This window comes from Pseudomonas triticicola, assembly GCF_019145375.1.
In the GTDB taxonomy this organism is placed as follows: domain Bacteria; phylum Pseudomonadota; class Gammaproteobacteria; order Pseudomonadales; family Pseudomonadaceae; genus Aquipseudomonas; species Aquipseudomonas triticicola.
Genome location: NZ_JAHSTX010000001.1, coordinates 926,327 through 952,236 on the forward strand (window position 1 = coordinate 926,327; position 25,910 = coordinate 952,236).

The following is a 25,910-nucleotide window of genomic DNA, read 5'->3' on the forward strand; positions in this document are numbered from 1 at the left end:
TCTTAGGGGCTGCCAATGGCGCTTTGGCGGCAAATCGTCGAGGATATGCGGCAGATCGTCCAGATATGCCTTCGGGAGTCAGCCATGGATCGCCTTTCCACATTACTCAGTCATTTCGGCGTGAACGCCGGCACCTTCCATAGCGGCGCGTTTTGCGGCGTGAGCGTTCACGAAGGCGAACCGGTCGGCCATGTGCATGTTCTGCAAGCCGGGGCGTTGCTGCTCAAACCGGGCAACGAGCGGGAAATTCGCCTGGAAGAACCGTCGCTGATTTTCTTTCCCCGGCCGTTCACCCACCGGATGTCTGCCGACGAAGCCATGGCCAGCCAGATTGTCTGTGCTTCGCTGACCTTCGACGGTGGCTCGGGCAATGCCTTGGCCGCCGCGTTACCGGACTATCTGGTGTTGAAACTCACCGACATCCCGGAACTCCGCAGCACCCTTGACTGGCTGTTCAATGAAGCCTTTGAAGGGCATTGCGGGCGCGTGGCGGTGATGGATCGTCTGTTTGAATTGCTGGTGATTCTGCTGCTGCGCCATCTCATCGGCAGTCGCGATCAGCAACCGGGCATGATGGCCGGGCTGGCGGATCCGCGCGTATCTCGCGCCTTGAACCTGATCCACGAGCAGCCGCACAAGCCTTGGAGTGTGGCTGATCTCGCTGCGGCGGCGAACCAGTCCCGCGCCGGTTTTGCCGAGCAGTTTCGCCGCGTGGTCGGGCAGACGCCGGCCGATTACCTGTTGAGCTGGCGCGTCAGTCTTGCGCAGAAACGCCTGCGCGAAGGCCGCCCGATTGCACTGATTGCCGAGGAGGTTGGATACGAAAGTCCGTCGGCGCTGGCCCGGGCGTTTCGGCGCAAGACCGGTCTCGGTCCACGGCAATGGAAAGCCGAACACTGAACATTACCTGGCGAATTTCTTCGCTCCGGCCACGCAAAGAATCACCCCCAGCGTGACGCCGAGCATGCCGACACTGACCTGCTCATGCAGCAACGTCGCCGCCAGTGCCAGACCAAAAAACGGCTGCAGCAACTGCAACTGCCCGACCGCTGCGATTCCGCCCTGGGCCAGACCGCGATACCAGAACACGAAGCCGATCAGCATGCTGAACAGCGACACGTAGCCCAGGCACATCCACGCAGGCAAACTGATGTCGGCGAACGAGGCGGGCGCCAGCCACAGGCTCAGCACTGTCATCAGCGGTAACGACAACACAAGCGCCCAGCAGATCACCTGCCAGCCGCCGAGGCTGCGCGACAGTTTCGCGCCTTCGGCGTAACCGAGGCCGCAGGCCAGGATCGCCGCGAGCATCAGCAGATCGCCGGTGGGCGAGGCGCTCAAGCCTTGGGACAGGGCAAAGCCCACCACCAATGCGCTGCCCAGCACCGAAAAGATCCAGAACACTGGACGTGGCCGCTCACCGCCACGCAAGACACCAAACATCGCCGTGGCCAGCGGCAGCAATCCTACAAACACGATCGAGTGCGCTGACGTTACGTGCTGCAATGCCAACGCGGTCAGCAGCGGAAAACCCAACACCACGCCCAGTGCCACAATCAACAGCGACAGCCACTGATGGCGCGACGGTCGCGGTTGCTTGAACAACAGCAGAAGTGCTACGGCCAGTGCGCCGGCGATCGCTGCTCGCACCACGGTCAGAAACACCGGATCGAATTCCAGCACCGCCAAACGTGTGGCCGGCAGCGAACCGCTGAAAATCAGCACGCCGATAAAACCGTTGATCCAGCCACTGGTTTTTTCCAGTGCCGGGTGGGCCGCAGTCGATGTTGTGTGCATGTCGGTCGCGCTCAAAAAGTGGCTTGTGTCGCCGTGATCCTAGGGCGGAGAATCAGCACAATCAAAAAATTGTCATGGATACAGCCGATATGCCGCGTTCCCGTTACAAGACTCTGGTTGACCGCTATGCGGCAGACATTCGTGGAGGACGATTGGCGCCGGGCACGCGACTGCCAACGCATCGGCAGCTGGCGAGCCAGGAAGGACTGGCGCTGGTTACCGCTTCACGGGTTTATGCCGAGCTTGAAGCGATGGGCCTGGTCAGTGGTGAAGCTGGGCGCGGCACGTTTGTCCGGGAAACGTCGCTGGCGCCGGGGCAGGGCATTGATCAGAAAGACGTGGCGGTCGGCATGATCGACCTGAATTTCAACTATCCCTCGTTGCCCGGTCAGGCCGAGCTGTTGCGCACGGCGTTGCGGCAACTGGCGTTGTCCGGTGATCTGGAAGCGTTGTTGCGTTATCAACCCCACGCCGGGCGTACCCACGAACGCGCCTCGGTCGCGCGACATTTGTCCACACGCGGCGTGACCGTTGAAGCCGACCAAGTGCTGATCGTCAACGGCGCTCAGCAAGGTTTGGCGGTGACGCTGATGGCTCTGCTCAAACCCGGCGATGTGATCGCCGCCGATGCGCTGACCTATTCGGGATTCAAGGTGCTGGCCGACGCGCTGCATCTGGAGGTGCTGGCGATCCCGATGACGGAGCACGGCCCGGATTTGCCGGCACTGGACAGACTCTGTCGCCAGCGTGCGGTGCGCGCCGTATACAGCATGCCGACGCTGCACAATCCGCTGGGCTGGGTCATGCCACCGGGACAGCGCGAACAATTGGTGGCGATTGCCCGGCGGCACGATCTGACAATCATTGAAGACGCTGCCTACGCGTTTCTGGTCGAAAACCCGCCATGTCCGTTGATTGAACTGGCACCGGAACGGACGTTTTACGTATCGGGCCTGTCGAAAAACATCGCCACCGGATTGCGGGTCGGCTTCATTGCCGCGCCGCTGCCTCAAGTGCCCGCACTGGAGCGAGTCATTCGCGCGACGACGTGGAACACGCCCGGGGTGATGACCGCGATCGCGTGCGGCTGGCTCGAAGATGGCACCGTCACCGTGCTTGAGGCGCAGAAACGTCGTGATGCGATGGCGCGACAGGCCCTGGCCGCCGAGGTGCTCAAAGGGCTGCGCTACATTGCTCATCCGGCTTCGTATTTTCTCTGGCTGCCGCTGCCCGAAGATGTGCGTGCCGATCAGATCGTGGCCGAGTTGATGCAGCAGCAGATTTCCGTCACCAGCGCCGAGCCGTTTTCGCTGTCGGCCCATACGCCCCATGCGATTCGTCTGGCTCTCGGCTCGGTGGACATGCACGTGTTGCGTCAGGCGTTGATCACCGTCAGAACGATCATCGGCGCTTATCTGTAAACTGCGCCCACGCCATGCAAAGTCAGGTTTGGACTGTTCAATGAAATTCACCACGACACTGTTTCTCGCCTTGATCTTCAGCGCCAGTGCACAGGCTGAGGGCGATCCTGAGGCCGGGGCGAAAATCTTCCCGCGTCTGTGCGGCGGTTGCCATCAGGTTGGCGAGTCGGCTCGTTCGGGGTTTGGTCCGCAGTTGAACGGCATCATTGGCCGGGCTGCGGGGACTTCGGCAAATTATGTTTATTCCGATGCGATGAAAAACTCGGGGATTACCTGGGATCGGGCAACGCTGAAGGCTTATCTCAAGGATCCGAAAGGGGTGGTGCCGGGGACGCGGATGATTTTCTGGGGGCTGAGTGATGAGGAGAAGTTGAATAATTTATTGGCTTATCTGCAGATGTTCAGTGCTGAGCCCTAGTCGGGCGATGGTTTTCTGGCTGATTGAGTACATATCCATTGCTGCGGTAACGGCTGCTTAGGGTTCCGCCCTTACGGCGGGTCACCTTTTTCAAACGCCAAAAAGGTAACCCAAAAGGCTTGCTCCTGCGTTCGGCCCCTCGCAAGCTCGGGGTTCCTTCGCTGCGGGATCGATCCGGGCGCAGCGGCTACGGTTTGCTTCGCTGCACCTCCTTGCGCTGTGTCTGGCTGCGCCAGACGGTCGCTGCGCTCCTACGCCCGGATCAATCCCTCCGCTCAGCCTTCCGACGTCGCCCGTGGATCAAGATCAAAAGCACTCGAGCTAACGCTCATTGTTGAGTGGGGCGGCTTCGCCGCGGGCAGATGCGCTGCATTGCTTTTCTGTGGGAGCGAGCCTGCTCGCGAAAGCGGTTCTCCAGCCGACCCATATTTCCGCCTTTTACCCCATCCCTGTGGGAGCTGGCTTGCCAGCGATGGCAGCCCGTCTCAGGTTGATATACGCCGGTGTCAGTGGGCATGAAACGCAATCTGATTGCGCCCCGCAGCTTTCGCCTGATACAGCTGCTGATCGGCACGTTTGATCAGCGTCGTATGGTTGTTGTCCGCCGGATCTGCCAGGCCGAGGCCAATACTCACGGTAACGATGCCGACGCCGGGAAACTGCGCTTCGGCCACCGCTGCGCGGATCTTTTCCGCTACGACTTCCGGGGTGTCGGGTTGCGTGACTTCCGGCAGCAGTACGGCGAACTCTTCGCCGCCGTAGCGGGCGACGAAATCGGTGCTGCGTACGCTGTTCTGGATCAAGGTCGCCAGTTGTTGCAGGACCTCGTCACCGACCGCGTGGCCGTGGCTGTCATTGATGCGTTTGAAGTGGTCGGCATCGATCAGCAGCAGGGCAAACGGGCGTCCGGTGCGTCGGGACAGCAGCGAGTATTCAGTGATTTTTTCGTCAAACCGGCGACGGTTGTAAACGCCGGTCAGGCCGTCGTGAGTGGCCAGGCTCAGCAGCTCGGCGTTGGCCTCGGTGAGTGCGGCGGTGCGTTGCGCCACGGTGGCTTCAAGCGAGGCGTTGGCTTCTTGCAGTTCGCGTTCCTTGCCGAGCAGTGACTGCGTCATTGCGTCGATGGACTGGCCGAGCTGGGCGATTTCCAGTACCGGATGCTGGAGCTGGAACTGTGCGCCGGACTGGTTGTTCTGCACCTGTTTGGCCGAGTGCGCGAGTTGTTCGATTGGGCGGCTCAGGTACAGCGCCAAGTAATAAGCCACCAGACCGAAAACGATGGCGGCGAAAACGCCGAGGATCAGCAATTCGTATTGCAGCATCCGCGCCGGTTGCAGCGCGGTTTCCAGTGGCTGGCGAATGGCGATCGACCATGATAGCGCCGTGCCCGATGGCGTCGGCACGGTGACCATGCTGGTCAGGTAACCGTTGGCCGCTGTCCAGCCCGGCAATACCGAATCGCCGATCGCCAGTTGTTGGCCCATCAGCGCTTCGGGGTAGAGCACCTTGCCATCGTGGTCGACGATCAGCGCCTGAATATCCGGCGCCGAGTTCTTGTGGGAAAACGCCGCCGACTCGACGATGCGCGTCACCCAACTCCAGTGCGCATGTGCACCCAGCACGCCGATCACCTGTCCTTCGGCATTGTGGATTGGCGCGGCGAAATCGATGAAGCGCAGCGGCTCGCCATTGGGCAGGCCCGGCAACAACTTGGCCAGCAACACTGCTTCATGGGGATCGCCGGTGTATTGCCGGCGCAGGCCGATCTGGAACCACGGGCGTTTCTGCACCGATTGACCGACCAGCAGATCATTGACGGCCTGGCGCACATTACCCTCGGCGTCGGTGACGCCCATCCACGCATATTCGGCGCGCGCCTGGGTGCGCAACTGCATCGACTTGAGGATGGCTGGATTGTCCAGATCGCCACGCTCCAGATGCGGCGCGCGACTGAGCAGATAGACCTCCAGTTGCCGCTCGCGCAGTTGCTCACCCAATAACGTCGCCGCCGCGCGCGCCGTGTTCAGCAACGCGTTGCCGCTGGCCTGTTTCATTTGTTCGGTGGCGATATGACCGACATAAAAGCCGACGCTCAATAACGTCAGCAGGGACAAACCGCCGAACCACAGGGTGAGATGGCTACGCAGACTGGCTTTGAACATGGAGGCGGGTGTCTGTCTTTATTGAAGTGGCGCCATGGTATGCGACATCGCCGACGGCGGGCCAGCGAACGGGTTCAAGTAAATACAAAGAAGATTGATGCCAATGAGCCATCATTTTGGTTAGAATGCGCGCCGCCCGAGAGACGGATCCCGGGCGTTCCCCCATGGAGTTTTACTGTGAAATACCTCAGCAAAGTAGTCGCCGCCGCACTGTTCGGTGTGGTTCTGGCAGGTTGCACCGGCGCCCCGATGAAAACCGCCCATTACGACAGCAACCAATACACCGTGGTTGGCCACAGCGAAGCATCGGCCACCGGCCTGCTGCTGTTTGGCATCATCCCTATCCGCCAGAACAGCCGATTTGTGCGCGCGCAAAACGCGGCCATCCAAGCCAAGGGCGGCGATGCAATGATCAACACGCAGGTTCAGGAAAACTGGTTCTGGGCCTGGGTTCTGACCGGCTACACCACCACCATCTCCGGTGACGTGGTCAAGCTGAAAGCCGCGCAATAAGCGTCGGCTGAATGCAAAAAAGCCCGGCTGATCAGGCCGGGCTTTTTCATGGGTGCTGCGGTAATGGGATTGATTCATGCGACACGGCGTTCGATCAGACGATCAGAACCACCCTCGGCAACACGGCGTTCGATCAGACGATCTGAACCACCTTCAGCAACACGGCGTTCGATCAGACGATCCGAACCACCTTCGGCAACACGGCGTTCGAGCAGACGATCCGAACCACCTTCGGCAACGCGGCGTTCGAGCAGACGGTCCGAACCACCTTCGGCAACACGGCGTTCGATCAGACGATCCGAACCACCTTCGGCAACGCGGCGTTCGATCAGACGATCCGAACCACCTTCGGCAACACGGCGTTCGATCAGACGATCTGAACCGCCTTCAGCCAGACGGCTTTCGATCAGCTTGTCCGAGCCGCCTTCAGCGACCAGGGTGTGAGCAGGCGTTACTGCAAAAGCGTTAACTGCGAAAACCGAGAAAGCGATGCCGAGAAGGGTTTGGCGTTTCATGATCGTGTGCTCCAGGAAGTTGTTTGTTTGTCTGGAGCCGATGTTACGCCGCGCAGTTTTTATGAGAACTTCATTGACGTGATGGTGAACATCGACGCCGATGATGTTTGCCAGGAGCGGTGATTCAGAGCGCTTTCGCCCGGATGCACAACTCGCCGCTGGCACGAATCAGCGCCAGGTCATGCAGCGAATCGGCGGCCAGACCGTTGCGGACATCGGCCAGCCACGCTGGGCAATTCGGATCCTGGCGATAGGGCGCGAAGGCGGCGTACTGCTGCAACAAGCGCTTTTGCAGTTCATCCAGGCGCGGGCGGATCTGTTTGCCCAGATCCGGACGCGGTGTGTCCGGTGCAGCACCTGCCGCTTGCCATTGCGCGAGCAGACCGTATTGCACCAGTTTGTTCGCTTCCATCTGTGCGGCGATCAGTTGCGCGACGTCGTTCGGATCGAGTTTGTGTTCGGTGGCCAGAGTTCGGGCATTGGCGATGACCTGCGCCTCACGCGGGCTGTCCTGGATCGGCTTGCCGCTGTCCCACTTGGTCAACGCAACCAGATCACCGATGCTCAGGCGTTCATTCAAAGTGGCCAGTAGCGGTTTCAACGAAGCAGGCGCCGCTGCGGGTGCGGCTGCCTGCGCGTAGACGGCCGACAGAGCGAGGAGGGAGCCAAGCAGAAAATTTGCAACGTTACGCATGAACCGAGCCTCAATAGTACGTGTCGACAGAGTCGCTGATTTACCACAGCCGCAACACTGACACAAAGTGATGCACGGCATTTACACAAATGCAAAACAGACAATCAACACCGTCTGGAAATGTTGATTGCACGCTGCACGCAACTCACCGAAGCTATCGTCAATCAGGCTGCCGCCGTCGAGATGGACCTCCATTCAATGCAAAGCGCCACCTTCGCCAAACCGCTCTGGCAAACCTATCTGCTGTTTCTCGCGCCGATGGTGCTGTCGAACTTCCTGCAATCGATGTCCGGGACGGTCAACAGCATCTACATCGGCCAGATGCTCGGCACTCAAGCGCTGGCGGCAGTGTCCGGCATGTTTCCTGTCGTATTCTTTTTCATCGCCCTGGTCATCGGCCTCGGCGCTGGCGCGGGCGTGTTGATCGGCCAGGCGTGGGGCGCGCGCGAAACGCACATGGTCAAGGCGATTGCCGGAGCGACGCTGCTGCTGGGTGTGTTGATCGGTCTGGTCGCGGCGGTGCTGGGCACGGTGTTTGCGCGACAGGCACTGACGGGGTTGGGCACGCCGGCGGATGTACTCGACGACGCGGTGGCCTACGCCCACGTCATGTTGTGGATCCTGCCGTCGTTGCTGGTATTTGTGCTGTTCACCCAATTGCTGCGTGGTGTCAGCGATACGCTGTCACCACTGCTCGCGCTGATCGTCTCCACCGCCGTGGGGCTGGCGCTGACGCCGGCGTTGATTCGCGGCTGGCTGGGTTTGCCGCCATTGGGCATTCAGAGCGCGGCGTATGCCGGGCTGGCGGGGAATCTTTCGGCAATGGCGTGGCTGGCCTGGCGGCTGATCCGCAAGGGGCATCCGCTGGCGCCGGATCGAGAGTTTTTCGCCGCGCTGCGACTGGATCGGGTCATTCTCGGCAAGGTCCTGCGCATCGGCCTGCCCACCGGGGTACAGATGATCGTGCTGTCGTTATCGGAGCTGGTGATCCTGGCACTGGTCAACCAGCACGGCTCGCAAGCGACGGCGGCGTATGGCGCAGTAACGCAGATCGTCAACTATGTGCAGTTTCCAGCGCTGTCGATTGCGATCACCGCGTCGATCCTTGGTGCCCAGGCGATCGGCTCCGGGGATCTGCAACGCATGGGGCCGATCCTGCGCACCGGGCTGTTGATCAATGTGTGCTTGACCGGTGGCCTGATTGTGCTGGGTTATCTGTTATCGCACTGGTTGCTGGGCCTGTTCCTGACCGAGGACTCGACCCGGGCGATGGCCGAGCATCTGTTGCACATCATGCTCTGGAGCCTGTTGGTGTTCGGTTTCCAGGCCATCATCGGCGGGATCATGCGCGCCAGCGGCACCGTCCTGGTGCCGGTGGTCATTTCGATTGTCTGCGTGGTCGGCGTGCAGTTGCCGGCGGCATACTGGCTCGACGGGCAGTTCGGTTTGCAGGGGGTGTGGATGGCGTTTCCGGTTGCCTACCTGGGGATGCTGATCTTGCAGACCCTGTATTACAAATTGGTGTGGAAGCATCAGAAGATAGAACGATTGGTATAAGAGCAGCTATTGAGGGCAAACATTTCTCTGTTCCCCGAGACGAAAGCATCGTAGCGTATGCGCCCACAACAATAAGGGAATGACGAGGGTTCAAGTGGGAGTTTTTCGACTGCTGTTGGCGGTGTTGGTCGCTGTATCTCATATGGGCAAAAAGTTCGCCGGACTGAATCCTGGTGTGATCGCCGTCATTTCGTTCCTGATCATCAGTGGATTCGTCATGGCTTCGCTCATCGAGCGAAATTACCGTGAGCCGAGGAAGATCGGTCTGTTCTATATCGACAGGGCTCTGAGGTTGTATCCGCAATTTCTGGTCTACTTCGTCGCCTCGTGTCTGGTTATTCATTTTCTGTTGCCCGGTACGCCCCAAGCGGCTGAGCTGACATGGAAAACCCTGTCCACCAGTTTGCTCATGTTACCGCTTGGCTATTACATGTTCGGCGTCGGCGGGACCGAGATCCTGCCACCTGGCTGGTCGCTGGGGCTGGAAATGAGTTTTTATCTGTTGATCCCGTTTCTGCTGATTTTCAAGGCGCAGGGTGTCGCCTTTGCTGTCTCGGTCGGGATTTTTTTGTTGGCGTGCCTTGGCTTTATCAATACCGACATCTATGGATATCGTCTGCTGCCGGGCGTGTTGTTCATTTTCCTGTGCGGCTGTTATCTGTACCAACGCAATATCAGAGCAATGGTCGTTGTCACCGGCACAGCCGTTGCGGCGGGACTGATGTTTCTAGCGATCATGGTCGGATGGATTGAGCGTCGTCCGTTCAATGCCGAAGTCACTCTCGGTATCGCCGTGGGCATTCCCCTGGTCTACCTGTTGACCAAACTCAAGTTCCACCGGATGGACGAGTTCCTGGGCAATATCAGTTATGGCGTGTTTCTCAACCACTTTGTGGTGATGTATCTACTGCGAGGTTTTTGGCCCGTCGCGTATGACGCCCACGTTGTAGGAGCGGTGCTGGCGTTGTCATTTTTCTGCAGTGGCCTGACGTATTACTGCGTCGAGCGTCCGGCGCTGAAGTTGCGACACCACCTGCGCGGCAGGGCGAAGGAAAGGCCGGTTCAACCGGATAGCGCCGAGAAAATTGCATCTCCTGTGGGTGAGCGTGAACTGGCATAACGCTCTGCTGTTTGCTTAAGTCAACCAAGGCCCTCGACGACACACGCCGCCAGGAGAATGTCATGACGTTGCGATTGCTGCTGTTTGCCGCGTTTACATCGTGCGTCATGGTCGGTGCGCAGGCCGCTGAATACAACCGGGTCAACACCAGCGCCAGCCAGATCAGTTTCACCTATCAGCAGATGGGCTCGCGAATGTACGGCACCTTCGGCAAGTTCGAGGCGACGCTGGACTTCGATACCGACGACCTCGGCAAAGCCCAAACCACGCTGCATATCGATCTCGCCAGCATTGATGCCGGCAGCGAGGACGCCAATACCGAACTGGTAAAACCGGCGTGGTTCGATACTGAAAAATTCCCGCTCGCGGTATTCAAGTCCTGCCGTTTCACCCAGGTGGCCGAGCATCGTTACCAAGTCGCCGGTCAGCTCACGCTCAAGGGCATCACTCGCGAGGTCGAGGTGCCGGTGCAGTTGAAACCGGACAACGCCATCGGCATCTTCGACGGTGAGCTGGTGCTCAATCGAGAGGAGTTCGGCCTCGGCGCAGGGGAGTGGGCTGACAGCGTGGTGTCGAGGGACATCAACATCAAATTCAGGGTGGTGGCGCCACAACAGTGACGGTTCAATAGATCCGGCCACGGTATGATGTCGCGGTTCGTCGACGGCTCTGATCATCGGCAACGTTTTTTATCGCCGGAGTTTGCCCATGCCACGCATCACCCACTACACCTCCCCATGCCCGGAAAGCGTCAACAGCCAGATCCTGCAAATGGTCGTCGATTACCTGACCGACATCAGTGCGGTCGGCCTCGGTCCAAGCAATCTGCTGTACAACGTTTATCAGTACGCGGTCGGTTATGAGGTGCATCTGTACCTTGAGGCGTTGAACGGGCAGAAGGGCACCGAGGTGGAATTGCTGGTGGCCACCGATGATGAGGATCCGGAGCAGGTCATCGGATTCCTCATCTGTCTCCCGGTGCAGGGCGACTGGGAGGCGTGCAGCGTCGCCTACATGGCAGTGCGTGAAGGCCATCGGCGTCAAGGTGTGGCGCGGGCGCTGCTCGCGGACATGGTCGGGCGCTATCCGCATGCGGAACTGGCCTGCAGCATTGGCAAGGTGCCGTATTTCGAGGCACTGGGTTTTGAAGTGATCGGCCAGCGCGAAACCCAGGTGCTGATGAGCACGCGGCATTACCGCAGCAACGGCCTGCGCGGGTTCATCGACACCACGCCGATCTATCGCTCGCTGGAAGTGCAGCAGATTCACACCTATCTGCTGCAGAAGAACGGCAAGCGCGCGATGCTCGATGCGGAAAAACAACGCGATCGCCATCTGGACCAGACCAGCCGCCACGTAGAAGAATTTGTCCGTCAGCGCCTGACCCTGCACTGATCGTCGGCCAATCAAAAGCCCTTGCTGCGCATCCCGCGGCAAGGGCTTTTTTGTGCCTGCAATCTCAACCGAGCTTGACGTTCATGGTGATGCGCGCGGTGAAGACTTTTTTACCCTCGCAATCGTGAATGTCGACGTTGACTACCTTGTCGCCATCACTTTGCCAATCCACACCTTCAGCGCTGGCCACAGCGGTGACGTCGGTTTTCGCCTTGGCCAGATATTCCACGGTCATGCCTTTGGGAATCCAGCGCGCGCCGGCCGGGATCGACACGTCGGTCATCATTCCGCCGGCCAGTTCTGCCGCGTTGCACATGGCGATCGCGTGCACCGTGCCGAGGTGGTTGGTGATTTCCTTGCGAAACGGCACTTGCACGGTGGCGGCATTCGGGCGCAACTCGGAAATCAGCGGATTGATGCTGCTGAAGTACGGGGCGAACTGGCAGGCCATTTTGCTGAATGCATCCGGGCCGACGCTGTTGAACATGCTGAGAGATTGACTCATGGGAAGCCTCGCTGGGTAGTTTGCAGAATGATGTTCCGTTACAGAATTATGTTCTGTAACGGAACGGTATTCTGTTCGCGGCAAATCTGTCAACCTAGGCGCGATTTGTTCACGGGCACGTGACGCCTTTATCAACCTCCTTTTTTGGACCCGAGCAGCATGGACACCGCCGATATACTGGAACGCAGCTACCCCGGCCGCCGCGCCGAACTCAAACGCGATATCTTTCGCAAGGCCCTGAGCCTGTTCAATGAACAGGGGATCGAGGCCACCACCATCGAAATGATCCGTGCCGAGTGCGACACCAGCGTCGGCGCGATCTATCACCATTTCGGCAACAAGGAAGGGCTGGTCGCGGCGCTGTTTTTCACCGCGCTGGAGGATCAGGCGCGTTTGCGTGATGCGTATCTGGACGCGGCCAATACCACTGAAGAAGGCGTGCAGGCGCTGGTCTTCAGTTATGTCGACTGGGTCGAGCAACAGCCGCAGTGGGCGCGTTTCCAGTACCACGCGCGGTTCGCCGTGACCAAAGGCCCGTTCAAGGACGAGCTGGCCGAGCGCAACAAGACGCGCAACCTGCGTCTGCGCCAATGGCTGACGCAATCGGGTCGCGCCGCCGAACTGCAGGATTTGCCTGCCGAGCTGCTGCCATCGCTGATCATTGGCCAAGCGGACAGCTACTGCCGAGCCTGGCTGGCAGGGCGAGTGAAAGGCAGCCCGAGCGCCTATCGCGAAGTGCTCGCGCAAGCGGCATGGCGTTCGATTCGCGTCGAGAACTGAAATACGTAGACAAAAAAGAGCCTCAAAGCTCTTTGATGGGGAGGAAGTAGAGCCCGTGAGGCTCAAGAGGCGTGTGAAGCAAAGCGTGGGCTTGATTGGGGTTCAGAACACCCACGCCTACGCAGCGCCGGATCAATCCAGTCACCGCGTACCTTCATCCTAGGAGCGTGCAATGGACGGCTCAAGTACCGCCAGTCGTCCCTGCACAATGCCGGTTCATGCCGGACGCGATCCCGGCCAACCGGATTTTTTCAGCGCCGCCAGAAGCGTCTGCCCATCCAGGCCCGGCACCGAATGGCCGTTGCCCTCGCTGCTGTCGCTGGCGAGCAGGGCATTGATGATCGCTTCTTCAACGGCTTCGGTCGCGGCCAGAAACAGCTCGCTGATGTGGTCGTTGTTAACCATGCGCAAACCGTCACAGGTGGCTGCGCGTTTAGCCTCGTAAGCGGCAGGCGGGACGTGATCATTGCCGGTGGCGAAGGCAATGAAGATGTCGCCGCTGTGGTCCTCGTTACCGCCGCCGGTACGCGCCAGGCCCAGGCTGGCACGCTGTGCCAGACGCGTGCATTGATGGGGCAGCAGCGGCGCATCGGTCGCCAGGCAGACGACGATCGAGCCCATGCCCGGGTGCGGCAGCGCTGCCCGCAGGAACGGTGAATCCTTCTGTTCCATATAGCGCCCGACCGGGTAACCATCGACGCGTAATTCACTGCGAATGCCGTGGTTGGCCTGCACGATCGCGCCGACGGTCCAGCCTCCCTGGGCAGCACTCAGACGGCGCGATGCGGTGCCGATGCCACCCTTGAACTCATGGCAGATCATGCCGCTGCCACCGCCCACCGCACCTTCGCGCACCGGCCCGTCCACGGCGCCGTTCAGCGCCTCGGCGACATGCTCGGGTTTGACGTGAAAGCCGTTGATGTCATTGAGCAGTCCATCGAAGGTCTCCAGCACCACCGGCATATTCCAGTAAAGCCGCCCGTCATCCGGCTGTTGCTCACGGTCCAGCACAATCAGCGCATCCCGCACTACACCGAGGCTGTGGGTGTTGGTAAAGGCAATCGGACTGGTCAGCAGACCGGCCTCGCGAATCCATTCCAGGCCGGTCGCATCACCGTTGCCATTGAGTACATGCACGCCGGCAAAGCACGGTTGCTGGCTGGTCGAGCCTGGGCGCGGCTCGATCAGCGTGACGCCGGTGCAGATGTCACGGCCGCTGCTGCCGCGCCCGCGTACATTGCTGTGACCGACGCGCACCCCCGGCACATCGGTAATGGCGTTGAGCGGGCCGGGTTGCATCTGGCCAATCAGGATATCGAGATCACGGGCACGCGGATTCATAAGATTCAGTCTCTTCATTCAAAAGGTCGGGCGGCTTACCGCTCGGATGAGGCAGGCAGATTTCTTGCGCGGACTATTGGCCGTTCTTGACCTTGCTCCACACCCGCGTACGCACGCGTTCGGCGGCTTTGGGCAAGGGTTCGAGGGTGTAGAGGGTGGCCATGGCGGCAGGGGACGGGTACACCGCCGGGTTGTCGCGAGTTGCTGCTGCCACCAGCGTTGTCGCGGCGCGATTGCCGTTCGGGTACGACAGGTGATCACTGACCGGCGCGATCACCTCCGGTCGCAGCAGGTAATCGATAAACGCCAGGCCTTGGGCGCGATTGGGGGCGTCCTTGAGCAGCACCAGAGTGTCGAACCACACCGGCGCGCCTTCCTTTGGCAGGCTGTAGGCGATCTTTACGCCGTTGTTGGCCTGCTCGGCGTTGGTCTTGGCTTCGAGCATCGCCCCGGACCAGCCAACTGCCACGCAGATATTGCCGTTGGACAGATCGCTGATGAACTTCGAGGAGTTGAAGTAGGCGATGTGCGGGCGCAGCTTGAGCAGCAGCGCTTCGGCTTTTTTGTAGTCTTCGGGGTTGGTGCTGTTCGGCGGCAAGCCCAGGTAATGCAGAGCGACCGGCAGCATCTCCGACGGCGAATCGAGCATCGCCACGCCGCACTCGCCCAGTTTGGCCAGATTGGCTTCGTTGAACAGCAACTCCCAGGAATCCACCGGCGCTTTGTCACCCAACGCCGCGCGGATTTTGTCGACATTGTAGCCAATGCCGTTGGTGCCCCACAGGTAAGGCACGGCGTATTGATTGCCCGGATCGTTGACCGCGAGTTTCTTCAACAGCTCGGGGTCGAGGTTCTGCCAGCCTGGCAGTTGATCGCGAGGCAACGGGGCGAGGGCGCCGGCCTTGATCAGGGTCGGCAGGCTGAAGTTGCTCGCTACTACAACGTCGTAGCCGCTGCGGCTGGTCATCAATTTGCCTTCGAGCACTTCGGCGCTGTCGAAGGTGTCGTACACCGGCCGGATGCCGCTGTCGCGCTGGAAATCATGCAGCGTGTTCGGCCCGATGTAGTCGTACCAGTTGTAGACATGCACGCTCGGTACGTCTGCCGCCATGGCAGCCGAGGAGAGACAAAAACAGGCCAGCAGGCTCGGGTTGATAGATCCACGGTGACGACGCATGATGCGGCACTCCTGGCCTGTCGCAGGCCGGTGATGAACTGGAGTGGTCAGGCTAACGGGCCGGTCACACCAGCCCCATTCCCATCATGGGTTACTCGAAAGGGGTAGTGCGTGGACGCGTTGTTGCAGGAATTGCCGGTGCATCAGAGTCTGGCGCGGGTATTTTCTCACCTCGGGCAGGACGGTTTCTGGCGCGCGCTGGTCGACACCCTGCGCCTGCTGGTGCCGCTGGACAATGCCCTCGTCGCCCTGATGCAGGCCGGCCAGCCGCCGCGTTTGCTGATCGACTTCGACAGCAAGGGCTACGTGGACGACCAGCAGGAGCTGGCCGGTTATACCGCCGGCATGTACCTGCTCGATCCGTTTTATCAAGCCGCCGTCAGCGGGATCAGCGACGGCCTGCACAGCCTGGCGTCCGTTGCGCCGGATCAGTTTCTGCTCAGCGAGTACTACCAGAGCTACTTTCGTGCCGTGGTGGGCGAGGATGAATTGCAGTTTCTGATCAACGTCGAAGGCGCGGTACTCGGCTTGTCCCTGGGCCGCTCGACCGCGTTTGGCATGGCCGAGCAGGGTCGCCTGTTGTGCGTACGTGACTGGGTATTGGCGGCGATGCATCGCCACATGCAGTTGCTGCCGCCCCAAGGGCCGGTGGCTGAAGCGGTGGTGGGTGATCTGGCGACGCTGCTGGACCGTTTCGATGCCCGGCTGACCGCACGCGAGATCGACACGGCGCGCCTGATCCTGCAGGGCTTTTCCAGCAAGGCGATGGCCCAGCAGATGGGGATTTCGCCGGAGACCGTGAAGGTGCATCGACGCAATCTCTATCACAAGCTCAACGTCACCGGGCATGGTGAGTTGTTTGCGCTGGTGCTGCGGCCGACGGTTTTTTGATCAACACAGAACTTGTGTGGGAGCGAGCCTGCTCGCGAAAGCGGTGTATCAGTCAACAAAAGTGTTATCTGACACTGCGCTTTCGCGAGCAGGCTCGTTCCCACAGGTGAACTTACGCTGTGTCAGTGGCTGCGCTGGAAGACCAGAGCTTTCAGGCCGCTCTCTGGATCGATATCGGGAAACTCCGGCGGATTGTCCAGCCGTTGCTCGAAGCGCAGGCTCGGCGCTTCCTGGGTCACGCCATCAATGAGAAAGTCGGAACCGAACGACGGGTCGTTCATGCACGCCAGCACCGTGCCTTGCGCGGTCAACAGTTCCGGCAAGCGGCGCAACACCCGTTGATAATCCTTGGTCAGCAAAAAGCTGCCTTTCTGAAACGACGGCGGGTCGATGATCACCAGATCGTACGGGCCGCTGTTGATCACCTTGCCCCAGGATTTGAACAGGTCGTGACCGAGAAAGCTGACCTTGCTCAGGTCGTGGCCGTTCAGGCGGTGATTGTCGCGACCTCGGCTCAGCGCGGCGCGGGACATGTCGAGGTTGACCACATGGCCGGCGCCGCCCTCGATTGCCGCCACGGAAAAGCCGCAGGTGTAGGCGAACAGGTTCAACACCCGCTTGCCCGCCGCCTGTTCGCGCACCCAGTTGCGTCCGTAACGCATGTCGAGAAACAGCCCGGCGTTCTGCTTGCGCCCCAGGTCGACGCGGTACTGCAAGCCACCCTCGACGATGGTCATTTCTTCGATTTCCTCACCGATCAGCCATTCGGCCGTGCTTTGCGGCAGATAGCGGTGCTGGATCAGCAAAGTGTGCGCGCCGGATTGCTGCCATTCGGCCGAGGCGGCGAGTTGCAGCAGTAAATCCCGCAGATCCTGCAGTTGCTCAGGCGCCGGTTCCTTGAACAGCGACACCAGCACCACGCCCTGCAACCAGTCCACGGTCAACTGCTCCAGCCCCGGCCAGCAGCGTCCGCGCCCGTGAAACAACCGACGGGTTTCGCTGGGCGCCGCCGCCAGTGCGGGTAGCAAATGAGCGTGGAGGGTAGCGATGGCTTGAGGGTTCATGGATTACGGTTCGGCCGTTCAAAGGGCCGGCATTTTAACCACAAATGAAGGTTTTCGACGGGCGCTGCGCTTCGAAAAACAACACCTTGGCGAAATCCTCTGTATCAAAAGTGAATTTCTACAAGGCGCGCTGCTCATACCTGATAAGCAGCGGATTCAAAACCGCTTATCAAAAATGTAATTCGGGGGAGTGCTGTTCATGTGCCCTACACCTACGTCGAGCGCGCACCTTCCTGGCGGGTTGATTCTGGTTGTCGAGGACGATCCGTTGATTCTGGAGTTTCTTTGCGAAATTCTCCAGGAGGAAGGGTTCAAGGTCGAACCGCAAACCAGCGCCGACGCCGCCTCACTGTACCTGGAAGAGAATGCGGCGGACGTCGCGTTGTTGCTGACCGACATCACCATGCCCGGCACGCTTAACGGCGCCGACCTGGCCAACCTGTTCGGCGATCGCTGGCCGGACAAACCGGTGATGGTCATGTCCGGCTACGAGACGCCCGAGACCTCCGGGGTCAAGCATTCGGTGGCGTTCATCAAGAAGCCATGGGCGATCGGTCAGTTGCTTGACTGTGTGGAAAGTGCGTTCAAATCCAAGGCCCCGCAGCTGCACTGACAAGTGCTACATTGCCGGGCCTGTCTGCCCCGGCCATCTGTCAGAGGATTTGTTCTCTTGTCTGCACAAACATCGGTTTTTGATCGCGCATTTGCCGCGTTCCTGTTCGACATGGACGGTACCGTCCTCAATTCCATCGCCGCCGCCGAGCGCATCTGGTCAGCGTGGGCGGTGCGCCATGGCGTTGATGTCGCGACGTTTTTGCCGACCATCCATGGTGCGCGGGCGATCGACACCATCACCCGGCTGAATCTGCCGGGCGTGGATGCCGAGGAACAGGCGGCGTTCATCACCGCAGCGGAAATCAATGACGTTGAAGGCATTGTCGAGATCCCTGCGGCGGCAGCCTTTCTCAACGCGCTGCCGAAAAATCGTTGGGCGATGGTGACGTCGGCGCCTCGCGATCTGGCGTTGCGGCGGATGGCGGCGGCGGGGATTCCGGAGCCGGCGGTGATGATCACGGCGGAAGATGTAAAGGCTGGCAAGCCTGATCCTGCGGGGTATCTGCTGGCGGCGGAAAAGCTCGGTGTCGAGCCGGCGGATTGCCTGATTTTCGAGGACGCTGCCGTCGGCATTCAGGCTGCGGAAGCGGCGGGCGCGGCGTTGATGATTATCACCACGACGCACCAGCACCCGATCGAAACGGCGCATGCGACGTTGGCCAGTTACGATGCGATCAGCGTCAGGGTCGGCGCTGATGGTTTGCTTCGTCTGACGGAAATCTGATCTGTTCCGAAATGCCCCTCACCCTAGCCCTCTCCCGGAGGGAGAGGGGACTGACCGGGGGATATTCAGGTAATACGCCGACGTGAAAGGTCTTCTCTGAATCCATAATCGCTATGGTCTTTCAGGTCGACGTCAAGTTCAGCACAACTCGATCGGTTCCCTCTCCCCCGGGAGAGGGCTAGGGTTAGGGGCTACGGTCTGCCAGACACAGGGGATCGTCGATCAAACAACATCCCCGTCACCGGTCGGCAGCTCAACCATGCCGGCAATATCGCAACTACGCTGATCCATGCTTCTGAAATCGCCGCCGAGGTCGAGCCCGTAACAGGCATCGACCGTCCGGCGCGATCCCTTGCCCACCGATGAGGTAAACGCATGAAGATTGATCTGAGTGGAAAGCTGGCCATTGTCAGCGGCAGTACCGGCGGCATCGGCCTGGGCATCAGCCAGTCGCTGGCCGAAGCCGGGGCAACGGTGGTGGTCATCGGTCGTGACACGGCCAAGGTCGAGCAAGCGCTGGCGGGCATTCGCCAAGCTGTCCCGGAGGCGCAACTGCGTGGTTTGACCGCCGATCTGGGCACGGCCGAGGGCGCTGAAAAGCTGTTCGCCGCCGAACCGCGCGCGGACATTCTGGTGAACAACCTGGGCATCTTCAATGACGTTGATTTCTTCGAAACGCCCGACAGCGAGTGGACGCGCTTCTACGAGGTCAACGTGATTTCCGGCGTGCGCCTGGCGCGGCATTACGTGCCGGCGATGGTCGAGCAGGGTTGGGGCCGGGTGATCTTTCTGTCATCGGAATCCGGGGTGGCGACGCCGGCGGACATGCTCAATTACGGCGTGACCAAAAGCGCCAACCTCGCGGTGTCCCACGGTCTTGCCAAGCGTCTGGCTGGCACCGGGGTCACGGTCAATGCGATCCTGCCGGGGCCGACTTTCACCGATGGCCTGCAGGAAATGCTCAAAGACGCGGCCGCCGAATCCGGGCGCGACCTGCGCGACGAAGCCGACGCCTTTGTGCGCAAGGCCCGTCCGACCTCGATCATCCAGCGCGTAGCGGATGTTTCGGAAGTGGCGCATCTGGTCACGTACATTGCTTCACCGCTGTCTTCGGCCACCACGGGCGCGGCCTTGCGCGTTGATGGCGGTGTGGTCGACAGCCTGACGATCTGAATTTTCCAAAAGAGAGGTTTTATGCCAACCGCATCCGCAACCATCGACATCCCGGCCGCGGCCGATCAGGTCTGGCAATTGATCGGCGGCTTCAACACGCTGCCGGACTGGCTGCCATTGATTACCCACAGTGAACTGAGCGAAGGCGGGCGCGTACGCACCCTGCAAACCGCTGACGGCGGCGTGGTCGTCGAACGTCTGCAGACCTTCGATAACGCCGCAAAAACCTACAGCTATTCGATTGAACAGGCACCGTTCCCGGCCAGCGATTATCTGGCGACGATCAAGGTTGAAGCCCAGGGGCAGGGCTCGCGTGTGACGTGGTCGGGGCGCTTCAATGCGCTCGGCGTGAGCGATGAAGAAGTGGTGGCGTTGTTCAACGGCATCTACCAGGGCGGTCTCGAAGCCTTGCGGGCGAATTACCCGACCTGATTGATTCACAAAGCGCCTATGAAGCATGGGACTTCCAGTGGGAGCGAGCCTGCTCGCGAAGGCGTCAGTTCAGTCAACATTGCTGTGACTGAACCACCGCATTCGCGAGCAGGCTCGCTCCCACCGGGTGGATTGCATTCCCTCAGGCCTGACTGATCAAACTCTGCCGACAATCCAGCACCAGTTTCGCCCCGCCCAGATCGCTGCTGCCGACTTCAAGACTGAAGCCGTGCAAGCTGACAATCGCTGCGACAATCGACAGTCCCAGACCAAAACCGCTTTGCGGCTGGCCACCCTCGGTGCGGTAAAACCGCTGGAACACCGCCTCACGTTCCGCCTCGGGAATCCCCGGGCCTGAATCGTGCACCTCGATCCGCGTCTGGCCATTGGCATTGACACCACGCAACATCACCGTGCCGCCGGGTGGGGTGAATTTGATCGAGTTGCTCAGCAGGTTCGCCAACGCTTCGAACAGCAACGCGCGGTCGCCATTGAGCGGCGGCAGCGTCTCCGGCATGTTCAGTTGAAAGCGCAGATCGCCTTCCTCGGCCAGCGGCAGATAGAACTCGTGCAACTCCTCCAGCAAACGCACCGGATCAAGTTCGACGAAACCTGAACGGCGCTGGCGATCTTCCAGTTCGGAAATCCGCAGCAATCCGCGAAACCGCGCCATCAGCGTGTCCGCCTCAGCCAGTACCAGATCCAGTTGCGCCGCCTCTTGCGAACCTTCACCCGCCTGTTGCTGCATCCGATACAACTGCGCGCGCAAACGGGTCAGCGGCGTGCGCAAGTCGTGGGCGATGTTGTCGCAGACGCCCTTGACCTCGTTCATCAAGCGCTCGATGCGCTCGAGCATGGCGTTGACGATGGCGGCGAGCATGTCCAGTTCATCGCGGCGATTGGACAGCGGCAAGCGGTGCGTCAGGTCACCGGCGACGATGGCCTGGGCACTGTTCTGAATCGCGCGGATGCGCTGCAACGGCCGACGCCGCAGCAGATGCCAACCGGCGACCCCGGGAATAATCGTCAGCGACACGCCCCAGAACAACGCGTGCAAAATGATCCGCGTCACCGCGAACAGCGAACCGTTGTCACGCAGCAGCACCAGCCAGCGCCCGTCGCGGGTTTGCGTGGCAACGGCATCGCAGCTGTCGTTCGGCAGGGTCGGATCGTCGGAATCGGCGCACTCGGCGAGCATGTGGATCTTGCCGTCGAGTGGCAGTCCTTCGGGAATTTGCTGAAGTGCGCCGCCCAGGTAAACGCCGTCCGCGCTGAACAGACCATAGGCGTCAATACCACGGATATCGAAGGTCATGCTGGCCGCGAGCGCGTCTTCGAGTTGCTCGCCGCGAAAATGCGAGAACAGATGCTGGCGTTGCATCAACGAATGTTTGGCCAGTTTGTCGAGGTAGCCGGATACCTCGTAGTACATGACCCCCATGAGGATCGCGCTCCACGCCACGAACAGCGAGCTGTACAGCGCCAGCAAGCGGCTGCTGGACGAGCGCCAGCCGTCAGACGGGTTCGGCAATGACATAGCCGGAGCCCCGTACCGTGCGGATCAGCGGAACGTTGCCGGCTGCGTCGATCTTCTTGCGCAGACGGCCGATGTGCACGTCGATCAGGTTGGTGCCCGGGTCGAAGTGATAACCCCAGACCTCTTCGAAAATCATCATCCGCGAGAGAATCTGGCCGCTGTTGCGCATCAGAAACTCGAGCAGTTTGTATTCGGTGGGCAACAGCGTCAGCACCTGTCCGGCGCGGCGGGCTTCATGGCTGATCAGGTCGAGTTCGAGGTCAGCGACGTTCAATGTCGTGGCCTGGGTGGCGACGCTGTTCTGTCGGCGCAGCAACACTTCCACCCGCGCGGCCATTTCATCGGTGGCGAACGGTTTGGTCAGGTAGTCATCGCCACCGGCGCGCAAACCGCGCACGCGCTCATCGACATCGGAGAGGGCGCTGATCATCAGAATCGGCGTCGCCACGCCCATGGTGCGCAGGGTGGTGACGATGGCCAGACCATCCAGCTCGGGCAACATGCGGTCGAGGGTGATCAGGTCGTAGTTGCCGCTGACGGCACGGTCGAGGCCCTCGCGGCCATTGTCGACCCAGTCGACATCCAGCCCGTGGCTGCTGAGTTCGGCAACGATTTCCCGCGCGGTCACGGCGTCGTCTTCGATGGTCAAGATACGAGTCATAGGCAGGCCTGCTGATCGGTTCAAACGGAATGGCAGCATTTTGCCAAGAATTTACCGTGACGCTTTAAATTAACTTTCATCTTCGTCGCGACGGTGAATCGGAATTGATCGGATTTGCCTGTCAGCCATCAATGCAGAAAACCCGCAGGCGCTGACCATTTATTGCAAATTGCACGGATCAGCGAAGTTCAAACTTTATAACCTGTTGAAAATAAAGAGTTTATTTAGTTTCTGTAACTGGCACGGTCACTGCAATTCCTCACCTGACGAGTTGTAACACCATTTTTCATGCCTGGAGCAGTACAACAATGAATAGATCCCCTGATGGCTATTATCCTGCCGTGGAAGAGTCGAGCAGCGTCTCAGGCGTGTCCTGGGGCGCGATCTTCGCCGGTGCTGCGGCGGCCGCTGCGCTGTCGATGATTCTGGTGCTGCTCGGTTTCGGTCTGGGCTTTTCGGCGGTTTCACCGTGGGCCGGAGAGGGCGTCAGCGCCAAGGGCCTGGGCATTTCGACGATTGTCTGGCTGGCTGTGACGCAGATCATTGCTTCCGGCATGGGCGGCTACATTGCCGGTCGTCTGCGGGTGAAATGGGCGAACATGCACGGTGACGAAGTCTACTTCCGCGACACCGCCCACGGCTTCCTCGCCTGGTGCGTCGCCACGCTGGTCACCGCTGTGCTGGTGGTCGGTTCGGTCAGCAGCGTCGTCAGCGGCGGTGTGCAGGCTGGGGCTAACGTCGTCGGCGGTGCTGCCGGTGCCATGAGCCAGGCGGCCGGTTCTGCCGCAGCCAATACTGACAGCGATCAGTACGGCTACTTCGTTGACAGTCTGTTCCGTGACGACCGTCCGGCTGCCGTCAGCGATGACGCCGCACGCGGCACCGTGACCCGCATCTTCGCCCAGAGCCTGGCCAACGGTCAGCTCAGCGCCGAAGACCGCACCTACCTCGCACAACTGGTATCGCAACGTACCAACCTGAGCCAAGCGGATGCTGAACGTCGTGTCGACGAAATTTACGCCAACACCCAGAAAGCCATCGCTGACGCCAAACTGAAAGCTCAGCAAGCGGCCGATACCGCCGCGAAAGTCGCTGCCTACACCTCGCTGTGGATGTTCGTCGCGCTGCTTGCCGGTGCGTTCTTTGCCAGCCTCGCAGCCACCTTCGGCGGTCGTCGTCGCGATGCGGTCGAGTACGTCGAAGTCGACACCTACACCACTACCACTCCGGTCCGTTAAAAAGGAGAGTCACCATGCGCTCATTACTGCTGTTTTTCCTCGGCGTACCGATCCCGATCATCATCCTGATCGCCCTGTTCGTACACTGATCCCTCTGAGGCAGGATGCCTCTGCCGCTTTCATCTTCGGGTGAAAGCGGCTTTTTTGCGTTTGGGAACTGCAAACGCAAGCTTGGTGAATTACCCGGTCGGCACGACATTATCCAGCGCTTTGTTCACGGCCAATTCTCCCAACATCACCACTTGCGCAATGCCCAACAGGGTATTGCGCCGTGAGCCTTCGAGCATCCCGGCAAAGTCACCGAGCATCACCGTGGCGGACGCCAGGGATTCGCACGCGTTGACCAGCAAGGATTCGGTGTCGGATTGCGGGTTGACCATGAACAGAGTATTGGGGCTGTACGGCGTGGCGTTGATCCTGGCCGGCGGATTGGAAGGTATGTGTGACATCAGCTGAAACTCCGATGAGAGCCGCTTGGTGTGAGAGAGAACGCCACGGGGTGACGTGCACGCTGGCAGTGAGGGAGCACGCCCCCTCATACCTCGGTTGCGGCTAGTTCGACACGCGTCGGCTGTCGAGCACGCGATTGACGACCAGCTCACTCAGCATGATCACCTGCTGCAACATCAGCAGCGAACGGCGCTGTGCAGGCTCGATGACGTTGCTTATTTCGCGGGCCATGTCGTTCGCCGCAGCCAGCGATTCACAGGCTTCGAGGAGCAAGGTTTCCTCGTCCACCGTTGGGTCGACGAGAAAGATCCGGCCCGGTTGACGATTGGGAATCGTAGTCTTCAGGGTTTGCGGATCGAGATAAAAGTTGATGGCGCGAGTGGCGGCGTCTTTTATGCGCTGAGGCTCCAGAGCGGGGTCGTACGGGATCGAATCGGCTTCTGGCGGGTTTGGCGTTACTTTGAACATGGATGACTCTCTATCTTGAAGGAATGAAGAGCCGTCACTATCGCTACCAAACGAAGGGTGGCGGCCACGCGCAGGTTGGTAGACCGGTCAAGATAGTTAACCCCGGCGCTCACGAATGAGCCCCACGCATGGTCACCATGAAGAGCTGACCCTCAAAGGAGGGGCCGCTTAAAGGGACGCGATACAACTATCAAGAAACGGGCTACCAAACCCGATCACTGTTTTGCAGTGACAGGGAAACGATATAGCCCTACCGATAGCCGTGTAAGCCGGCGGATTCTGATGCACCCGTAGGCAGCGACGCAAGGCGTTGTAGGTCCGATGCCGTAACAGCGTGTGTGATTTAAACATGATCGAAAAAATTGCGTTTATCCACTGCGCAAGGGCCGGCATGCCTGAGCCTTTTGCTTTCGGCAACTCAACAAAGCGACAATCGGTTCCCGAAGTGCCCTAGCTTCACTCCCCCGATTTTTCAATTAAGGAAGAACACGTTGGACAAGAAGGAAACCAAACGCCAGGTCAGCGAAATGCTCGATGGGGGGCGCTCGAAAACCGAGACTTTCAAGGCATTCTCCGGTGGTGCGCTGAAAGACAAGGCGCTGGCGTACCTGATCGGCTCACGCCCCGATCCGAATCTGATTGAACGACACGCCGGCAAGATCAAGATCCTTCTCGGACTGACTTACGTTCAGGCGCTGATCGGTCTGGTGGGCGGCTATCTCCTCGGGCTGACCATCAGCACCGGTTTCGCCATCGGACTTGGTTTGTTCGCCGGTGGCGTGCCTTTGCTTTTTGCCTGGGGTTTCTATCGCAACGCGGCCCATGCCTATACGGTGTACGTGATGCTCTCGATCAGCCAGATGCCGCGCATGTTCAAGGAATATGCGGATGACCCGATCGGTACGGTGGTCGGCGTGGCGATCACGCTGGCGATGATCTTCTACGTCGCTTGGCTGAAAAACCTGCTGTTCCCGGACCTTGCGTTGATCGGCGCAAAGAAGATCAAAGGCCAGTACGTCTTCTCCAACTAACCGTTTCCATCCCGCCATTTTCACTGGCCTGGATCAATATTTCGCCTGGCGATATCGCCTACCGTAAATGATCCAGGCCTTTGCTGAGGTATGAGCTACAGTGCTTCTCGCGCACCTCGTTGCGCTGACGAAGTATCCGCGTCGACGTTGAAAACACAGCAAGAAAAGCGTCGACGAGGCGTAGTGCAGCAAGGAGCTGACACAACCTCAACTGAATCTTCACGGACGAAC

The 25,910-nt window shown here is 60.0% G+C and carries 29 protein-coding genes; 17 read left to right on the forward strand and 12 right to left on the reverse strand.

Going from position 1 to position 25,910, the window contains the following annotated elements:
* Positions 1-84: 84 nt before the first annotated feature.
* Positions 85-900, forward strand: a complete 816-nt coding sequence (locus KVG85_RS04180) for an AraC family transcriptional regulator (RefSeq protein ID WP_217863046.1) — start codon at positions 85-87, stop codon at positions 898-900.
* A 3-nt stretch (positions 901-903) separates the two neighbouring features.
* Here the strand turns inward: KVG85_RS04180 and KVG85_RS04185 are convergent, their stop codons facing one another.
* Entirely contained in the window at positions 904-1,797 is an 894-nt protein-coding gene (locus KVG85_RS04185) for a DMT family transporter (protein WP_136493724.1), read from the reverse strand.
* Positions 1,798-1,886: 89 nt separating this feature from the next.
* On the opposite strand from KVG85_RS04185, the gene KVG85_RS04190 reads away from it, so the two are divergent.
* Positions 1,887-3,218 carry an aminotransferase-like domain-containing protein gene (locus KVG85_RS04190; protein WP_217863047.1) on the forward strand — a complete coding sequence of 444 codons (1,332 nt, stop codon included), beginning with the start codon at positions 1,887-1,889 and terminating at the stop codon, positions 3,216-3,218.
* Between the two features lie 40 nt (positions 3,219-3,258).
* The gene (locus KVG85_RS04195; protein WP_217863048.1) at positions 3,259-3,636 is read left to right on the forward strand and encodes a c-type cytochrome; all 378 of its coding nucleotides are present in this window, start codon (positions 3,259-3,261) and stop codon (positions 3,634-3,636) included.
* Between the two features lie 506 nt (positions 3,637-4,142).
* Here the strand turns inward: KVG85_RS04195 and KVG85_RS04200 are convergent.
* On the reverse strand, positions 4,143-5,798 hold the full coding sequence (locus KVG85_RS04200) for a sensor domain-containing diguanylate cyclase (RefSeq protein WP_217863049.1): 1,656 nt from the start codon (positions 5,796-5,798) through the stop codon (positions 4,143-4,145).
* A 177-nt stretch (positions 5,799-5,975) separates the two neighbouring features.
* On the opposite strand from KVG85_RS04200, the gene KVG85_RS04205 reads away from it, so the two are divergent.
* On the forward strand, positions 5,976-6,311 hold the full coding sequence (locus KVG85_RS04205; protein WP_122508059.1) for a hypothetical protein: 336 nt from the start codon (positions 5,976-5,978) through the stop codon (positions 6,309-6,311).
* Between the two features lie 74 nt (positions 6,312-6,385).
* Here KVG85_RS04205 and KVG85_RS04210 read toward each other — a convergent pair whose 3' ends face one another.
* Positions 6,386-6,826: a phage infection protein gene (locus KVG85_RS04210; protein ID WP_217863050.1), complete on the reverse strand. Its 441-nt coding sequence runs from the start codon at positions 6,824-6,826 to the stop codon at positions 6,386-6,388.
* Between the two features lie 124 nt (positions 6,827-6,950).
* On the reverse strand, positions 6,951-7,520 hold the full coding sequence (locus KVG85_RS04215) for a chorismate mutase (RefSeq protein ID WP_217863051.1): 570 nt from the start codon (positions 7,518-7,520) through the stop codon (positions 6,951-6,953).
* 198 nt (positions 7,521-7,718) lie between these two features.
* Between KVG85_RS04215 and KVG85_RS04220 the strand changes: the two genes are divergently transcribed.
* The 4 genes from KVG85_RS04220 (at position 7,719) to KVG85_RS04235 (ending at position 11,592) form a co-directional block, all read left to right on the forward strand.
* Positions 7,719-9,077, forward strand: coding sequence for an MATE family efflux transporter (locus tag KVG85_RS04220; protein WP_217864929.1), 1,359 nt, complete (start codon positions 7,719-7,721; stop codon positions 9,075-9,077).
* A 94-nt stretch (positions 9,078-9,171) separates the two neighbouring features.
* Entirely contained in the window at positions 9,172-10,197 is a 1,026-nt protein-coding gene (locus KVG85_RS04225; protein WP_217863052.1) for an acyltransferase family protein, read from the forward strand.
* 62 nt (positions 10,198-10,259) lie between these two features.
* Complete coding sequence (locus KVG85_RS04230; protein ID WP_217863053.1) at positions 10,260-10,817, forward strand: YceI family protein; 558 nt, start codon at positions 10,260-10,262, stop codon at positions 10,815-10,817.
* 88 nt (positions 10,818-10,905) lie between these two features.
* Positions 10,906-11,592: a GNAT family N-acetyltransferase gene (locus tag KVG85_RS04235; protein ID WP_217863054.1), complete on the forward strand. Its 687-nt coding sequence runs from the start codon at positions 10,906-10,908 to the stop codon at positions 11,590-11,592.
* A gap of 64 nt (positions 11,593-11,656) precedes the next feature.
* Here KVG85_RS04235 and KVG85_RS04240 read toward each other — a convergent pair whose 3' ends face one another.
* Positions 11,657-12,097 carry a hotdog fold domain-containing protein gene (locus tag KVG85_RS04240; RefSeq protein WP_024013379.1) on the reverse strand — a complete coding sequence of 147 codons (441 nt, stop codon included), beginning with the start codon at positions 12,095-12,097 and terminating at the stop codon, positions 11,657-11,659.
* Between the two features lie 159 nt (positions 12,098-12,256).
* Between KVG85_RS04240 and KVG85_RS04245 the strand changes: the two genes are divergently transcribed.
* Positions 12,257-12,877 carry a TetR/AcrR family transcriptional regulator gene (locus KVG85_RS04245; RefSeq protein ID WP_217863055.1) on the forward strand — a complete coding sequence of 207 codons (621 nt, stop codon included), beginning with the start codon at positions 12,257-12,259 and terminating at the stop codon, positions 12,875-12,877.
* Positions 12,878-13,093: 216 nt separating this feature from the next.
* Here KVG85_RS04245 and KVG85_RS04250 read toward each other — a convergent pair whose 3' ends face one another.
* Together KVG85_RS04250 and KVG85_RS04255 are read right to left on the reverse strand one after the other, a co-directional pair.
* Positions 13,094-14,218: a DmpA family aminopeptidase gene (locus KVG85_RS04250; protein ID WP_217863056.1), complete on the reverse strand. Its 1,125-nt coding sequence runs from the start codon at positions 14,216-14,218 to the stop codon at positions 13,094-13,096.
* Positions 14,219-14,291: 73 nt separating this feature from the next.
* Positions 14,292-15,395, reverse strand: coding sequence for a polyamine ABC transporter substrate-binding protein (locus KVG85_RS04255; RefSeq protein WP_217863057.1), 1,104 nt, complete (start codon positions 15,393-15,395; stop codon positions 14,292-14,294).
* Positions 15,396-15,506: 111 nt separating this feature from the next.
* On the opposite strand from KVG85_RS04255, the gene KVG85_RS04260 reads away from it, so the two are divergent.
* On the forward strand, positions 15,507-16,286 hold the full coding sequence (locus tag KVG85_RS04260; protein ID WP_217863058.1) for a helix-turn-helix transcriptional regulator: 780 nt from the start codon (positions 15,507-15,509) through the stop codon (positions 16,284-16,286).
* Between the two features lie 122 nt (positions 16,287-16,408).
* On the opposite strand, the gene KVG85_RS04265 is transcribed toward KVG85_RS04260, so the two are convergent.
* Positions 16,409-17,350: a class I SAM-dependent methyltransferase gene (locus KVG85_RS04265; RefSeq protein ID WP_217863059.1), complete on the reverse strand. Its 942-nt coding sequence runs from the start codon at positions 17,348-17,350 to the stop codon at positions 16,409-16,411.
* Between KVG85_RS04265 and KVG85_RS04270 the strand changes: the two genes are divergently transcribed.
* From KVG85_RS04270 to KVG85_RS04290, 5 genes are all read left to right on the forward strand, one after another.
* A complete protein-coding gene (locus KVG85_RS04270) occupies positions 17,349-17,531 on the forward strand; it encodes a hypothetical protein (protein ID WP_217863060.1) in 183 nt (60 codons plus the stop codon). The two genes, KVG85_RS04265 and KVG85_RS04270, sit on opposite strands and share 2 nt — an antisense overlap.
* Positions 17,532-17,549: 18 nt before the next feature.
* Positions 17,550-17,963, forward strand: coding sequence for a response regulator (locus tag KVG85_RS04275; protein ID WP_217863061.1), 414 nt, complete (start codon positions 17,550-17,552; stop codon positions 17,961-17,963).
* 57 nt (positions 17,964-18,020) lie between these two features.
* A complete protein-coding gene (locus KVG85_RS04280) occupies positions 18,021-18,689 on the forward strand; it encodes an HAD-IA family hydrolase (protein ID WP_217863062.1) in 669 nt (222 codons plus the stop codon).
* Positions 18,690-19,064: 375 nt separating this feature from the next.
* Complete coding sequence (locus KVG85_RS04285) at positions 19,065-19,862, forward strand: SDR family NAD(P)-dependent oxidoreductase (RefSeq protein WP_217863063.1); 798 nt, start codon at positions 19,065-19,067, stop codon at positions 19,860-19,862.
* Positions 19,863-19,883: 21 nt separating this feature from the next.
* The gene (locus KVG85_RS04290; RefSeq protein ID WP_122691913.1) at positions 19,884-20,294 is read left to right on the forward strand and encodes an SRPBCC family protein; all 411 of its coding nucleotides are present in this window, start codon (positions 19,884-19,886) and stop codon (positions 20,292-20,294) included.
* A 142-nt stretch (positions 20,295-20,436) separates the two neighbouring features.
* Here the strand turns inward: KVG85_RS04290 and KVG85_RS04295 are convergent, their stop codons facing one another.
* Both KVG85_RS04295 and KVG85_RS04300 read right to left on the reverse strand, forming a co-directional pair.
* Complete coding sequence (locus KVG85_RS04295) at positions 20,437-21,831, reverse strand: sensor histidine kinase (protein WP_110600882.1); 1,395 nt, start codon at positions 21,829-21,831, stop codon at positions 20,437-20,439.
* Complete coding sequence (locus KVG85_RS04300; protein ID WP_016775228.1) at positions 21,809-22,492, reverse strand: response regulator transcription factor; 684 nt, start codon at positions 22,490-22,492, stop codon at positions 21,809-21,811. The genes KVG85_RS04295 and KVG85_RS04300 overlap by 23 nt, the downstream gene beginning before the upstream one ends.
* Positions 22,493-22,800: 308 nt before the next feature.
* On the opposite strand from KVG85_RS04300, the gene KVG85_RS04305 reads away from it, so the two are divergent.
* Complete coding sequence (locus KVG85_RS04305) at positions 22,801-23,730, forward strand: hypothetical protein (RefSeq protein ID WP_016775227.1); 930 nt, start codon at positions 22,801-22,803, stop codon at positions 23,728-23,730.
* Positions 23,731-23,909: 179 nt separating this feature from the next.
* On the opposite strand, the gene KVG85_RS04310 is transcribed toward KVG85_RS04305, so the two are convergent.
* Together KVG85_RS04310 and KVG85_RS04315 are read right to left on the reverse strand one after the other, a co-directional pair.
* Entirely contained in the window at positions 23,910-24,269 is a 360-nt protein-coding gene (locus tag KVG85_RS04310; RefSeq protein ID WP_073471264.1) for a DUF6124 family protein, read from the reverse strand.
* A gap of 13 nt (positions 24,270-24,282) precedes the next feature.
* Entirely contained in the window at positions 24,283-24,648 is a 366-nt protein-coding gene (locus KVG85_RS04315; RefSeq protein WP_217863064.1) for a DUF6124 family protein, read from the reverse strand.
* 491 nt (positions 24,649-25,139) lie between these two features.
* Here KVG85_RS04315 and KVG85_RS04320 point away from each other — a divergent pair, with 491 nt between their 5' ends.
* Positions 25,140-25,679: a hypothetical protein gene (locus tag KVG85_RS04320; protein ID WP_217863065.1), complete on the forward strand. Its 540-nt coding sequence runs from the start codon at positions 25,140-25,142 to the stop codon at positions 25,677-25,679.
* Positions 25,680-25,910 lie beyond the last annotated feature (231 nt).